Origin of the sequence: Nitrosospira briensis C-128 (assembly GCF_000619905.2) — a bacterium.
In the GTDB taxonomy this organism is placed as follows: Bacteria; Pseudomonadota; Gammaproteobacteria; order Burkholderiales; family Nitrosomonadaceae; genus Nitrosospira; species Nitrosospira briensis.
In genome coordinates this window covers 2,116,692-2,130,426 of record NZ_CP012371.1, presented here as the reverse complement: position 1 = coordinate 2,130,426, position 13,735 = coordinate 2,116,692, and the positions used below count along the sequence as shown (strand labels likewise).

General features: G+C 51.9%; 10 protein-coding genes. 3 read left to right on the top strand and 7 right to left on the bottom strand.

What is annotated here, in order from left to right; all coding sequences use genetic code 11:
- Window positions 1-52 precede the first annotated feature (52 nt).
- Entirely contained in the window at window positions 53-472 is a 420-nt protein-coding gene (locus F822_RS09660) for a Fur family transcriptional regulator (RefSeq protein ID WP_036575702.1), read from the bottom strand.
- Window positions 473-620: 148 nt separating this feature from the next.
- Between F822_RS09660 and F822_RS09655 the strand changes: the two genes are divergently transcribed.
- From F822_RS09655 to F822_RS09645, 3 genes are all read left to right on the top strand, one after another.
- Window positions 621-1,970: a right-handed parallel beta-helix repeat-containing protein gene (locus tag F822_RS09655; RefSeq protein ID WP_051536656.1), complete on the top strand. Its 1,350-nt coding sequence runs from the start codon at window positions 621-623 to the stop codon at window positions 1,968-1,970.
- A 54-nt stretch (window positions 1,971-2,024) separates the two neighbouring features.
- Window positions 2,025-4,172: a VanZ family protein gene (locus tag F822_RS09650; protein WP_025040843.1), complete on the top strand. Its 2,148-nt coding sequence runs from the start codon at window positions 2,025-2,027 to the stop codon at window positions 4,170-4,172.
- A gap of 303 nt (window positions 4,173-4,475) precedes the next feature.
- Entirely contained in the window at window positions 4,476-5,249 is a 774-nt protein-coding gene (locus tag F822_RS09645) for a class I SAM-dependent methyltransferase (RefSeq protein ID WP_025040844.1), read from the top strand.
- A 161-nt stretch (window positions 5,250-5,410) separates the two neighbouring features.
- Here the strand turns inward: F822_RS09645 and F822_RS09640 are convergent, their stop codons facing one another.
- The 6 genes from F822_RS09640 to xrtA all read right to left on the bottom strand — a co-directional run bounded on the left by F822_RS09640 (window position 5,411) and on the right by xrtA (window position 13,727).
- A complete protein-coding gene (locus F822_RS09640) occupies window positions 5,411-6,526 on the bottom strand; it encodes a GNAT family N-acetyltransferase (RefSeq protein WP_025040845.1) in 1,116 nt (371 codons plus the stop codon).
- Between the two features lie 368 nt (window positions 6,527-6,894).
- Window positions 6,895-7,557 carry a GNAT family N-acetyltransferase gene (locus F822_RS09635; protein WP_231623458.1) on the bottom strand — a complete coding sequence of 221 codons (663 nt, stop codon included), beginning with the start codon at window positions 7,555-7,557 and terminating at the stop codon, window positions 6,895-6,897.
- A 275-nt stretch (window positions 7,558-7,832) separates the two neighbouring features.
- A complete protein-coding gene (locus F822_RS09630) occupies window positions 7,833-8,795 on the bottom strand; it encodes a polysaccharide deacetylase family protein (protein WP_025040847.1) in 963 nt (320 codons plus the stop codon).
- Between the two features lie 182 nt (window positions 8,796-8,977).
- The gene (locus tag F822_RS09625) at window positions 8,978-10,912 is read right to left on the bottom strand and encodes an XrtA/PEP-CTERM system amidotransferase (protein WP_025040848.1); all 1,935 of its coding nucleotides are present in this window, start codon (window positions 10,910-10,912) and stop codon (window positions 8,978-8,980) included.
- A 9-nt stretch (window positions 10,913-10,921) separates the two neighbouring features.
- On the bottom strand, window positions 10,922-12,136 hold the full coding sequence (locus F822_RS09620) for a TIGR03088 family PEP-CTERM/XrtA system glycosyltransferase (protein WP_051536658.1): 1,215 nt from the start codon (window positions 12,134-12,136) through the stop codon (window positions 10,922-10,924).
- The gene (gene xrtA / locus F822_RS09615) at window positions 12,120-13,727 is read right to left on the bottom strand and encodes an exosortase A (protein WP_231623456.1); all 1,608 of its coding nucleotides are present in this window, start codon (window positions 13,725-13,727) and stop codon (window positions 12,120-12,122) included. The genes F822_RS09620 and xrtA overlap by 17 nt, the downstream gene beginning before the upstream one ends.
- Between the last annotated feature and the right edge of the window lie 8 nt (window positions 13,728-13,735).

Below are 13,735 nucleotides of genomic sequence, written 5' to 3'. Positions count from 1 at the left end.
CTCACCGCGCCGGACATTCAGCGTGACGCTCCATGCATAGCAGGAAATCCGGTTATGCGCACTCCGCACATAATCCTTTGACCCTTAATTCAATTTCCCGAGATTGATAACCGGTCGGCAGCGGAGAATCATACTCGGCCTTTATATCATCAAGACAAACTACCCTGGTGCAGCGCACGCATTCGAAATGCGCATGCTGGTGATGCGCTACTTGACTATTTGCTCGAAAATGCCATATTCGGTCGTCGCCCACCACCTTATGCACGAAACATTTTTCATCCAGCCATTCGAGTATGCGATAGAGCGTCACCCGGTTCAACCTGGGCTTGTCGGGTAAGGACTTTTCGATTTCGTGATGCGTAACCGCTCGCTGTTCCGCAAGCAAAATGGCGAGAACCCGAACCCTGCCGGGCGTCACGCGCTCTCCGCGGCGGCGGATCATCTCTTCTGCCTGCTTTTGTAGACTAAACATAAATGCTAGTATTGCAACATAGTTGCATTTAATATAACTGAATAATTGTGCAGGCGCAACCGCGGTTGGTGTGATATTTTCAAAAAAGGAATGCGTCGTTCGGCAAATTGACGCCCGCGGTTCATCGAACTCGCTGATATCCATGTAAATGATCAAATCAAGCCATATTCTTTTTTTCCACTTTCTCCTCGCATTCGCCAGCGTTATCACCGGGTCGACATCTGTTTCCGCAGGTGCAAGCTATACAGCCAACCCGGATAATTATCTCGCCAGACTGAAGATGCTGGAACCAGGTGCTTACCTGCGATTACTACCAGGAGAGTATAAGAACGGTCTGCCGATACACTATCTACGCGGCGCCGCACAAGCACCGATCATGATTTCGGGGCCGGAAAGAGGTCCGCGCGCGGTTTTTGTGGCGCGCCCTGGACATAACACGATCAGCATCATCAATTCGAGCTACGTCGCCATTCGCAATCTGGATCTCGATGGCCGCCGTCTGCCGGTGGATGGCGTGAAATGCGAGGGACATGCAGACTGGGCGCACCATATTACCCTTGATGGGTTACGCGTGATCGGCCACGGCAATAATCAGCAAACGGTAGGCATTTCCACCAAATGCCCAGCCTGGGGCTGGATAATTCGCAATAATGTGATCGAGGGCGCCGGAACCGGCCTCTATCTTGGAAATTCGGATGGACGCGCGCCGTTCATTGCCGGGTTGATCGAGCACAATCTGGTAGTCGATACGCTCGGTTATAACTTGCAGATCAAACATCAGCGATCTCGCCCGCTATTGCCGGAGATGCCGGATGGACGCAACGCAACGATTATTCGACACAATGTTTTCAGCAAGGCGAATGGAGGGTCCTCCCAGAAGATGGCGAGACCCAACGTACTGGTCGGGCACTGGCCGCTTGCAGGATCGGGTGCAGATGATCGTTATCTCGTCTATGGTAATTTTTTCTATCAGAATCCGCATGAATCGCTATTCCAAGGGGAAGGCAATATCGCGTTGTACAATAATTTGTTCGTAAATCATTTTGGCGATGCGATACGAATTCAACCGCATAACGATACCGCACGCAGAATAAGTGTGTTCTACAATACAGTGATAGCCAACGGGGCCGGCATAACACTTTCACGGCGCGAACACGATCCGGCCTATCCACAACTCGTCACTGCCAATATGGTGTTCGACAGATCCCGAATGCGTGATGCTTTCCTGGAAGGAAATCTGACCGGCGAGCTCAACGAGGCTTCGGATTTTCTTGCTCGGCCGTTTGCGCCTTTAGGCGAAATGAATTTGGCACCGGCAGGCGGCAATGTGCGGAAGCATGCGGAAGGTAATGTGCGTTTCGATATATATCCGGATGCCGATCTGGATTTCAATGGCGATTTACGTGGTAAAGGCGGGATGGGTGCCTATACGCTTGACAAAGTCAGGCCCCGCTGGGCTCCAATGCTGGAAATCAAACCAGCGCCCCTCGCGCAATAATGGAGTGTCATCCGTTGCGCTCAGTTTAATTTCATCCGGCTATGGCTAGGAAAAATGCGCGTTCTGTCCGTTATCGTCGTACTCATTGCCTATGGATCGCTATATCCCGGCGATCTTTCCGAACCTGACCCGGGTGCTGTAAAGCAATTCCTTACCGATTGGAATTTATTTACTTCCCGGGGGGACATGCTGGGTAATGTTGCACTTTTTTTTCCACTGGGAATGGTGGGAATATTATTTACCCGAAAAAGATTCGATAGCAGGATCGGTGTCGCCACGTTACTCTTTCTGGCGCTGATATATTCCTTCAGCCTGCAGTTAGCTCAGGTTTGGCTACCGTCCCGCTCCGCGGCGCTGGCGGATGTGGCATGGAATATGGTGGGTATGGCGGCAGGTATGGCGACAGCACACCTGATGGCAACGCGTTTATCTGCAGGGGGACAGCCACTGAATGTGGTCTCGCTAGTACCTCTGGTGATATTGGTATTATGGTTGCTCACCGAATTGTTGCCGCTGGTGCCATCGCTGGATATACAAAAATTCAAGGATGCACTGAAGCCACTTTTCCTCGCATTCAGCTTTTCTTTCCCGGCAATCACAATGCATGCAGCCGGTGTAGCTGTCGCGGGTAGCGCTTTCACGGCATTGGGGCAGCGGGCGGCTTGGTTGCTGGGGGGCGCGATCCTGCTGGTCTGGGTCGGTAAGGTCGTTATCGTGAATTTGACACTGGATGCATCGCTTCTCCTGGGGACGGCGGCAGGTTATGTCGGATATTTGATCGCGTTGAGCGCCGGGCCCAAAAAACCTTTTGAAGTGGCGTTCTGGCTGTTGCTGGCCGCTTGGAGCATCTCCGCACTAACACCTTTTTCTCCCGCTCCGGGCGGAACCTTCAATGGCATTCCTTTCGCAACCATGCTTCAGGGATCGTTGGAAGTGGGGGTCCGCGGCCTGGTCCAATCGTTGTTTATTTATACTGCCCTGATATGGCTTGCGCACAGAACGGGGCTGGGCATCGGCAAAGCAGTGCTGGGGCTGGCTATCTGGTCTTCTTTTATAGAACTAATGCAGATGGGGTTGCTGGGCCGCACAGCAGATATAACGGAACTTATTTTATTATTGCTGGTTGGTTGGGTCTTGTCGACAGCGCAGGTCCGCCAGCCGGCAACAACGCTGCAAGCTGGCACGCCAGCGGCCCAATCGCAGCCTGTTGTCGCAATCAATGCAGAGGTGAGCGGGAAACGGACCCTCGGTCTACTAGCAATCGGAGTTGGGATATGTGCGGCTATGGGCTGGCTGATTACGCAGTCCCCCTTGACGCCGTATAACGTTCGCGAACTGATATACGAGGGTCACCCTGTCCGGTCACTGATATTGCTCGCGACGCTGTTGTATTGGGCGATAGGTTTTCCCATACTGATTGCACAATGGCTGGCTCGGGGTGAGCTGTACCTGCTCAGCTTCCTGCCTCTGGTATTGCTGCATGGGTTGATCGCATGGTTGCTGCTGTGGTCCTCGGTGCCAAGCGAAAGTATCCATGACATTGTTGGATCTCCTGTTTTGGGATGGCCCTGGGAATGGGAATTACTGGGCCGCTTTCTGGCATTATTCAGTTTATGGAGTGTAGCGGCCACGGCGGGATGCCTTATCGCCGCGTGGCATATCCTTCCGGATGCAAAGTCAGCGCTATTGGGATGGTCGATTGGCGCCTTCCTGCTGATTCCGCTTTCATACTACATTGTGGTTTCGGAAGCATCGACAGACAATCTGGTCGAGCTGATAGCGAACAATGGCAGCGTGGGTGCATTTTTGCTGATTGGCCTGGCCATGGCCGAGATTGCGTTTGGTGGAACGAAGGCGGTGCTGGCATCGAGCCCAGGGTTGGCGCACCGGACAAGAGCGACCGCATGGGTGTTTGCTTGCGGCATTTTAGCCTATTTTGCACTCTCTTTTGGTACGGAACAAGTAATCGTCAAGTATGGCCAAGTGTTTTCCGCAATGCAGTTTTTGCTGAGCAGCGATCGTTCGAATCTGGCCGGACCGGGTGAACTGATAGCTCGATACACTGTGCTTTATGGCCTTCTTATCGCAGCAATCATGGTGGTGCAATATCCGCTGTGGCGCTGGATCATATCAGCACTGCCCCGGTCAGGCAGGCACATGGGTGAGCCGATGCCCCGTCCGCAGCCGAACAATAGGTGCTGAAGCTTTAGCTATGAACACTGCCGTCCAGTGATAGTTTGTGATGGTTATTATCCGATGGTGAACCTTGGTCCTATGCGAACCAGGCCTCGAATGCAATCATGTAATCAGCGCGAACCCCGCCGGTTAAACTGATAGCCAATTCAAGCGTAGCCATAGGCATTACAGATAACCGACAGGCAATTTCTGGTTTTTGCGCCTTGCTTATGATATAAAAAAGCAGAGGTTAGGCTTGCCGGACACAAAGGAAAAGTGCAATGACAGAGACTGTACGCCCAACGATCATTAAAGCTTGAGGCCACGCCGATGAAACATGAAATCTTGTTATTCGATCGGGTAGCCCGTGCTTGGCGCCGCCGCTCAATTGCAGAGTTCAGCAGATTGCTCATTTACAACCTGGGGTTGATAGTCACAGGCAAGTACTGGAAGGCAAGTCATGCTTTCGACCGGTCGTTCGATCTGCGATGCAACGTAGAAACCGCAGGCACTGAAGAGCCGGAGTTTTTGACCGCGGAAGACGCGCTCAAAACACATGCCAAGGCATATGAACCGGTAACGGAACAATCGATACAAGCGCTGCTCGGGATGCTGCCCCCCCTCGACCTTGGTGACTTTATTTTTATCGATCTCGGCTCGGGAAAGGGACGCGCGCTATTCGTGGCAGCAGAGTATCCATTCCGCCAGATTATAGGCGTGGAATATACCCAGGAGCTCCACGAGATGGCAATGCGCAATGTCGGTACTTATCGGAATCCTGTGCGAAAGTGCTTTGATATCAATCCAGTCTGTGCAGATGCCACGACCTTCAGCTTGCCCGAGTATCCGACAATCTGCTTTATGAATAATCCGTTTGATGCATTGATGATTGCTAGAACTGCCCAACACATCGACCAGTCAGTTCGGTCGGCCCCACGCCCCTTTTTCATCGTCTACATTCATTCATATTACACCGACCCCATCGACGCCATGCCTGGATGGTCGCGGATATGCGCGGGCTCGTTGGGCCCCTCGCCCTATGTAATCTGGCAGTGGGATTCCGGCAACAGCGAATGCATGGATACGGTGGCATCAGCCGGATAACCATTGCATATGCAGCGGCAGCGCCCCTATGAACAGTACTGAATTAAGTTATAGCTATTTCAGACTGAGGCGAACTCAACCGGTGAATGAAAACGCCACCGGGTACTGGGCAAAGTGAAAATCTTCAGAACCTTCATTAATTCAATCTCTTCTGATAAGACTTAATTTTTGCCCCTGAAATGCTTTACAGTGCTCGTACGAACCAGATGCTTGATGCGCTCCTTCAATCCGTTTTTATCAAGCCAGCGTCCAATTGTTTCGGATAGGCAATTCGCTGCAACCAAGCTGTGTGCATAAGCTGTACCGGGCCACCCGCGCGGAATCAGATAGTAATGCCTTTCCTCTCGAAATTTGTTTGACATTCTTTGCTTGTACAAATTGTCACCCGCCAGGAAATCGAAGCGGCAAATGCCGTCCGCCAGCAAATCAGCCATGACTTCTGTATGCAGGTAAATGCCCGGTTGCAACTTGGATATATCTGGATCGTACCCCACCTGATGTCCGAAATAGGTACGACCGTCATGGTAACCAAGTCCGAAGGCAACCGGCGTGTCGCCGATCCAGAGAATGTATGCCCGAAGCCAGCGGCAAGTTGCCGCCGCGCGAAGTTGCCTGATATGCTCGGGAGTATTTTCAAGCCCGAGACCAAGCAAGTGGTACTGGTAAGTCTTGCGGGATATTCGCGCCAGGGCATCAGCCAACTCGTCAACCTGCTCGGGTTCTGTGTAACGAATCATCCTGACCGGGTTTTTCGCTTTCACGCTGAAATTCTTGCGCGTGCGGCGAATATCCTCACGGGTCTTGCTCCCGAGCGTGCGCAAATAATCTTCGAATTGCGCTCCCGTTGAAAGTTCGATAAGACGTCGCGTATAGGCTGGCCCATAAGGAACCACATGGAATAAATTGCGGACCGGACTCCCCGGCGACAGCAATAGCTCGGCAAGCGGAGAGCCTGCTTGCACACCCTCAAAAAATACGACACCGCGCCTGCCTATCGCTTCCTGAAGCGGCTTGAACAATCCGGCCAGCAATGCCTGATTTTCACACAGTGGCGCTGCCTGTAGCGCATACCTAAGCACGGGAATATGAAATACTGTGCTTTCACCTAAGCAGTATGACAATGCGCCCGGATGAACAAAAAAAGGAGCATAACCACTAGGATATTGTTTATCACCAACCAGGAAATACTGTACATATTTGTCCGAACTGTCGATACGGCTGCTCAGCCAGCGCGGGTCCAGCTCAAGCGGTACCGGTCCCAGTGCGGAGAGGTCCATTGCCTCGTCTGAACTGCCAGCAGAATACCAGAGGATCATAATGTAAGGATTATCTTGGCATTAAACGTTTTCGATTATCTGCTGTGCTTAAGATAACATCTTCGTCACTTTAGCCGAAAAGGCTCTTCCAAAAAAATCATAAGCCATGATCCAGGAGCGATGCACATAATGGCATGTCTGTATATTCGACCTGGGATACCGCACGTTAACTGATAACTCATCCCGGGAAACGACATCAGGGCTTTTCCATCAACTTCAATCGAACTCTACACTCTCATTCGTATCCTTATATATATAGCAGAAGAAATAGTATCGACACAAAACTTTGAGCCGGATCCACTGATGAATTTGCCCCCGGATAAAAAATATCAGATCCCGAAACGCATCATTTTTTTTACTTTCGACTTGAGCCCCAGTTGATCCAGCTTGTCGCCAGTCAATTTGCTAAAATTATCGACGATTCTCTGACTATGCAACAACAACCTATTGCGCAGGTTGCTACGTAGGAAAAAAACGTTAGCGCACTGAATATGATGGGTTGCAAATAGCTTTTTATGTTCTGATTGTCCTTCGGTAAAATCAAAAAAGCGAAAACAACGCTCCGCGAATAAATGCTCCAGGGCGAGCCACTGCAGGACCGTGCCTACCGAAAAATTCATGTAGCTGGGGTTGTATCCAAGAAAGGCGTAAATCAGGACGTCATTGACAACCGGGCAGTAGAGATACGAGACAGGTATATCCTGATAAAAAAGAATGAAACCACGAACATGCCCCTGCTGAGCAAGCTGATCCATTTCACGACGAAACTCCTCAGAATCGGGCAGCCCCGCATCAAGGAGTTTTTCCTGATAGGTTACTTGGGAAACGGTGCGCGCCAGCTGAAAGAATTCCGGCATTTCCCCGGCAGACTTGTAGAGCTTCCACGAAATGCTGCCGCCGCAATGCTCCGTATATTTCCGGATTTTACGGTTGAGAGTTGAGCGCGTCTTGGAGGAAAATTTGCCTTTGTACTCTTCAAACGGCTGGCGCATATCGATGTAGTACCGCTGGTGCCTGGAAGATATATAGCAGAGGTAACCGTCCCGCTCTCTCAGTACCGGCTGCTCACCGATGACGCGCAGCGATCGTATCAGGAAACCCTGGCTATTCGCCTGCAGAGGGTCGGCTGGCGGTATCGGTTCCGCCACTGGTGGAGTTTCATCATCAATCCCCACTTCGCGAACTTGCAACCATAATTCAGGCGCAAGCAATATCTTATCGCCAAGCTGAAGCTTTATGGGAACTTTATGATAATGCCATTTTCGATTCAACGATACCTCCGCCGTATCCCTTGTTCCAGCATTCTTAGCCCGGTTTTCCAGATCGGCGAGGTAAGCGGTGCCGGTTGCAAAAACTCCGAAGTAGGTGTCAAACCATGAAACCCGCGGACATGGAAGCAATCCCGATGGCGATCCAGAAATGAACAAAGCTTGCGAAAGCGAGCCACTACGATATCATCCGGCCGGTTCATACTGCTGTTAAGCAACTCGAAATTATGGGAGAGGATAACAAAAGCTTTACGCCCGGCTTCCAGCGCTTGCCAGAGCAAGCCCTCCATCTCCCGGTACGAACATGCTGTCACCTGCGCATGCCGCAGTGAATGCGTGCCCCCATCAAAAACCGTCATGGGATACTCAAAAATCCCTTCACATTCAATCGGTTCTACAACCGTAACGTCCGGATTAACTCCACTGTCCAACCCAAACATGCTGGCATTGTAGCTGCTATCGAAAGCAATGCGATTTGCGGCAAGAGCACGAAGCGTGTCCCTGTTGAAGCCGAAGCCCCCCGCGCGAAACGCGTTTATATGCTGCCCGCCTGCCAATTCAATCAACTTCGCGCCCGCATGAATCAAAATTGTCTGTTCTTGTAAAGAAAAATATCGCAGAAACTGCTTTTTACCTGTTACGTTGTCGAGTAGGGGCTCGTTGGACTCGTCAACCCACTCGGTATGCAGGTGAAGCTGTATTTCATGGCCTCGTTCCCGAACAAGACCGACAATTTCGGCTAATGGGTCCAGCCCGAAGCGGGTCGAGAAAAGAGGCTCGACAAAAAATACGCCGGTCAGGCCATGCGCCTGTAATTGATGCAGTTGATGCGGTAAGCCGTAATTACCCCTTGACGTAGGTCCGTAAATATACCGCTGGAAGGCGGCTGGGAATTTGGCATCAATGTCGTCCCAACCATCACACCAAACTTCTACGTCAACGGTGAGAAATACGTCCATCATCTTGTCGCACCCTCCAGGATTTATGCTCAGTCAGCAGGAGAAACGCGACCGATAGCGTTACGGCCCAACGAAATGATCAGATCACGTTACGTCGGGGATAAATGAGAAGCCCGGCAATGTTATTTTCCAGGGAATCACATGATTCCGGGATTGTAGAATTGCCGGATTTCTGCCATGGAACGTCATGCCACCCTGAGGTCATTCTTACGCGCGCTGGGTTGCTCCGTGTCGAGCACATTACGCAAAAACGATTCGAACATCAGCAATGACCAGAGCGAAGCACTATAATCGCGCCGTCCCGATTGATGCTGTTCAAGCATTTCCTTTAGAAACGCCTTATTGAAGAATCCCGTGTCGGCCAAAGTCGGACCCATTAATGCATCGTTTAGCCTTTGGCGAAGCGGGCCGCGAAACCAGCTTGCCAGCGGTACCGAAAATCCCATTTTATCCCTGTAAAGGATGTCATCGGAAAGGTAGGGTTCCAGCGCTTTCTTGAGCACGTATTTGCCTTCCTGGCCGCGCAGCTTAAGCGAGACTGGAAGACCGGATATCCACTCGACCAGCTTATGATCCAGCAGCGGGACACGTACTTCCAGTGCATGTGCCATGCTCGCCCGGTCCACTTTGGTAAGGATATCGCCAACAAGGTAAGTCTTCATGTCCAGGTATTGCACAAGGGAAAGGGGATCCTGTACAGGGCATTTTCCCGCATGCGTACGTAGCACTTCCACTGCGTCGTATCCCTGGAGACTGCGTTTGAAAGAAGCACTGAACAGGCGTTGGCGCATTCGATCCTTCATGATGGAAACACCGTGGAAGTATCCTTCGACGGAGTCGCGAGCGAGCGCTTCAAAGGTGGATTTTGCACGCAAGACCCTGGGCGCCCAATCAGCCTTTGGATATGCATTCCCCAGCAGGCCGAACAAGGGCTTGCGGAATCCGAGCGGCAACATGGATCTCATCCGTTCCTCATAAAGGTGCCAACGGTAGCGGCGGTAGCCGGCAAGGTTTTCATCGCCGCCGTCTCCCGACAAGGCAACGGTGACGCGCTTCCTGGCCAGTTCGCAAACCCGATAGGTAGGCATGGCCGAACTGTCTGCGAATGGTTCATCATATAGAGAAGCCAGCTTGTCTATAAGGTCGAAATCGTCTGCGTCCACCTGCTCCATATTATGCTGAGTGTGATAGCGATCTGCCACCTTTTGCGCATATTGGGATTCATTGAATGCGGGGTCGCCAAAGGAGATGGAGCACGTATTAACCGGTTCTTCCATAAGATTGGCCATCATTGCCACCACCGCGCTGGAGTCGACTCCACCCGACAGGAACGCACCCAGCGGCACCTCAGTCATAAGGTGGATCTTTACCGATTCACGCAACCGGACAATCAGCTCTTCCTGCGCCTCTTGCACACTGGTGCATTCGTTCGGGGTGAACGGTATCTCCCAGTACTGGCGCGGGCGCAGTGTACTCTGGCCGCGATGAAGCTTCAGTGTATGAGCTGGCGGCAGCTTGAGACCCTGCGTGAATATGGTTTTTGGTTCAGGAACATAGCCATAAGCGAAATAATCTTCGATGGCGTGGGGATTCATATCCCGGCGAAAATCCGGGTGCGCAAGCAGAGCCTTCAGCTCGGAAGCGAAAATGAATGTACCATCGTTCAGCAGGCTATAATAAAGTGGCTTGATACCCAGCCGGTCGCGAGCAAGAAACAGCACCTCGCGGTTACGATCCCACAAACCGAAGGCAAACATGCCGCGAAACCGGTCTACGCAAAGCTCACCCCACTCTTCCCAGGCATGGACGATAACTTCCGTATCGCAATGGGTGCGAAAATCATGTCCCAGTGCAACAAGTTCCTTGGCGAGTTCCTGAAAATTATAGATTTCACCGTTGAAAACGACGACAACGGTGCCGTCTTCGTTAAAAAGCGGTTGCTGTCCGCTGGAAACATCCATTATTGAAAGGCGGCGGTGACCAAGACCTATCCCTGCCTCTGTATATAGTTGCCCTTCATCCGGTCCGCGGTGAACCTGCGTCTGATTCATGCGCCCGAGCAATTGCCGGTCGATTTCTCTCTGGCCACGGGTATCAAACAGTCCGACGATTCCACACATGCTTTTTCCTTAATCCGATCGCAGGCGTAAAGCCTTGTCATAGACCCGCAGATAGCCCTGGGTCATGGCATCCATGCTGAAGCTTGTCTCAATTTGTTGCCGGGCTGCTTTGCCGTGATTGGCAATCAGATCCGGGTTTCGATAGTATTTTAATATTGCTTCCATCATCGCGGCTGGCGCATCCGGCGAAATGAGCATCCCGGTAACGCCCTCGCTCACAAGCTCCACATTGCCACCAACGCGAGTTGCTACTGTCGGCAAGCCAGTGGACATGGCTTCCAATATCGTATTCGAAATGCCTTCGCCCAACGAAGGCAGCACAAACAGGTCCATAGCCCGCATCAACTCCGGAATGTCGGCTCGCTCACCTGGGAGCCAGGCGAGGGTTTCCGCTCCGGCTTCGCGCAACATCCCGATGCATTCCGACCGCGCATTTCCGTCACCCACAATCAGAAGCCGAAGTCTTTCCCGAGCGGCGGGCATTTCTTCCAACAGCATCAGGAAAGCCCGAACCAGGCAGGGAAAATTTTTTACGTCCGTCATCCTGCCGACACTACCAATGACAAACGTACTCTCCGTAAAAAATCCTTCCCGCAGCTCCGGGAAATTCCCGACTCCAGAGTCTTTGCGATTGCGCGGACGAAAACGCAAACTGTCGACTCCATTGTAGACCTGGCTGATGCGATCCGGTGTGGCGCCCACGGTGTTGGCGAGCCAACTCTCCAGATCCCTGCTGACAGCGATGAAATGATTCACAAAAGGTCGAATTGCTTTTCTCAAGAGGTTGTATTTACGGTTCTTCCCGTACAAATCAAACATATCCCGACCGTGTTCCCCGTGCACCCGTGCCTGCGTGCCTGCGAATGCCGCAATCACCTGACCCTCCAACGTGCCGAGATTGCGAGTATGTACAATATCCGGCTTCAACCGTTTGAAGGTTTTGAAGAGGTTGATATAAACACTGAAGTCGTTTCCCTCACGCTTATGCAGTGCCACGATTTCCACATTCTCCGTCTTGATCCGTTGGCTAAAGTCGGAGTAGCCCTTCAAACAAACGATGGCATGTCGATAACGCTGGGACGGAATATGATTGATCAGGTTCACAAGCCCGTTCTCCAGACCCCCGACACCCAGGTGGTAAATTACATGAACAATAAGCGGAGGCTGCTCAGCGCTACCAGCGGATTTTATCCGATCGCTGCGGCCGCTAGCGGTTGTCTGCATTCTCAAGCGCGTTAGTTATAGCAGGCAACATATCGTCGAGAAAACCCTGAAGTACCGGAACCGCTTCCTCTCGCGTATCTTCATAACGGGTAGCAATAATAATCTCAGCCCCGTCATCGCCCCTTTGCAGCAGCCTGTTCCTGGCTAAAATGAATTTGGCCAGGTAAGGGTCGGCCGTACTCTCCCCGCTCAGCCAATACCATCGCCATATCAGCAGCCGTGTTGAGGAAGATCGCAACTCGCCCTGGTTGACGACCTCTTGCCGGGAGCCCAAGGCTATGCTGCGTGTTTCCTGTCTGATGTTGTGCCAACCTGGCTCAGCTTCCGATACCAGTATATTCTGAGAGTTGATCAACTCTGAACCCTGTTTTTGATTACGGTAATAACTGATGTAAAGATCCACCGACGTTCCGTCTTTCTGGTAATTCTGCAACAATTGGGCCGTGGCGCCGACGTATTCAGGCTTCCAGTCAGAGGTTTGGCTTGAACTGATCTGCCACTTTCCCGCAATATCCGGAATGTCAATTACTGGCCCTGTGCCAGGGGAGGAAGCATGTTCCAGGTGCCCGGCATACATTGGCCAGATGAAGGCCACCGCAAGGACCGCACCGGCGGCGGAAACTGTACTCTTTAGCGAAATTGTCCTATCGGTACGGAGTGTCGTTTCTGTTTCTTCTGTTTCTGTAGCGGGCCCGGCGCTGTCGTTAGCATATGTATTGTCATCCTCCCGCCAGAAAGAACCGATCCAGAATAATAACAACATCACAAAGCCGAAGAAAACCCAACCGTAGATTAGATGGTCGACCCCTACAGCCAGCTGCATATCGCTCAGATGACCGGTCATTACAATCATATAGGCGCGGATGCCATTCGCAACGATGGGGACGATCAACGAGAGGGCAATGAATATCAGGCGGCGCTTCAGGCTATGGTACGTGAGATACGCGTAAAGGGTACCCAATGTAAACGATGCAATCAGGTACCGTATGCCGCTGCAGGCCTCCACCACGGACCAATTTCCGCTCGGTATGGAAAAAAAGCTGCCCTCCCGGTAAACCGGTATGCCGGTCAATTGAAGTGCCTTTACGGTAAAGTCGGCGGTAAAGTCTATGAGCGGCGGGATCAACGCTTCCCCAAATGGAACCGCAAGCACGAGGTAAGCCAACGGAAAGGCAAGCGCCCAGACCATCCGGCGACCCAGAATTGCCCAAACCGCAGCCGGAATCATTGCGATCAACAACAACTGCTTAAATACCTGAACACTGGCTAGCGTTGCCAGCAGCCAACTGAAACCCAGGCCTGCAAGCACCAGCAGAGCAAACGGACTTGGTTGGGAGAATGCCTTACTGAGGTGCTTGCGCTGCCCCCAGATCAGGTAGGCGCTGAAGGGGAAGATCAGAAAACCATGTGCGAATGTCTCGGATCGTATCCAGATTGAAATCATGGATCCGGTAGTCTCATGATAGCCCGCGAGAATTCCGGCAATGGCCGCGAGCGTCAGCAGCGCCGCTGCCTTCAGCTTTTGCTGATCTGGCGCTATAGTGTAATCATGCGTAATGTGTTGCGGCGTTTGGGCATTCATACCATACATACGAAGGC

Excerpts from the sequence above, each read along its gene's own strand:
- F822_RS09660 (WP_036575702.1), bottom strand. The coding sequence starts at position 472 with ATGTTTAGTCTACAAAAGCAGGCAGAAGAGATGATCCGCCGCCGCGGA.
- F822_RS09655 (WP_051536656.1), top strand. The coding sequence starts at position 621 with ATGATCAAATCAAGCCATATTCTTTTTTTCCACTTTCTCCTCGCATTC.
- F822_RS09650 (WP_025040843.1), top strand. The coding sequence starts at position 2,025 with ATGCGCGTTCTGTCCGTTATCGTCGTACTCATTGCCTATGGATCGCTA.
- F822_RS09645 (WP_025040844.1), top strand. The coding sequence starts at position 4,476 with ATGAAACATGAAATCTTGTTATTCGATCGGGTAGCCCGTGCTTGGCGC.
- F822_RS09640 (WP_025040845.1), bottom strand. The coding sequence starts at position 6,526 with ATGGACCTCTCCGCACTGGGACCGGTACCGCTTGAGCTGGACCCGCGC.
- F822_RS09635 (WP_231623458.1), bottom strand. The coding sequence starts at position 7,557 with ATGCGCCAGCCGTTTGAAGAGTACAAAGGCAAATTTTCCTCCAAGACG.
- F822_RS09630 (WP_025040847.1), bottom strand. The coding sequence starts at position 8,795 with ATGATGGACGTATTTCTCACCGTTGACGTAGAAGTTTGGTGTGATGGT.
- F822_RS09625 (WP_025040848.1), bottom strand. The coding sequence starts at position 10,912 with ATGTGTGGAATCGTCGGACTGTTTGATACCCGTGGCCAGAGAGAAATC.
- F822_RS09620 (WP_051536658.1), bottom strand. The coding sequence starts at position 12,136 with ATGCAGACAACCGCTAGCGGCCGCAGCGATCGGATAAAATCCGCTGGT.
- xrtA (WP_231623456.1), bottom strand. The coding sequence starts at position 13,727 with ATGTATGGTATGAATGCCCAAACGCCGCAACACATTACGCATGATTAC.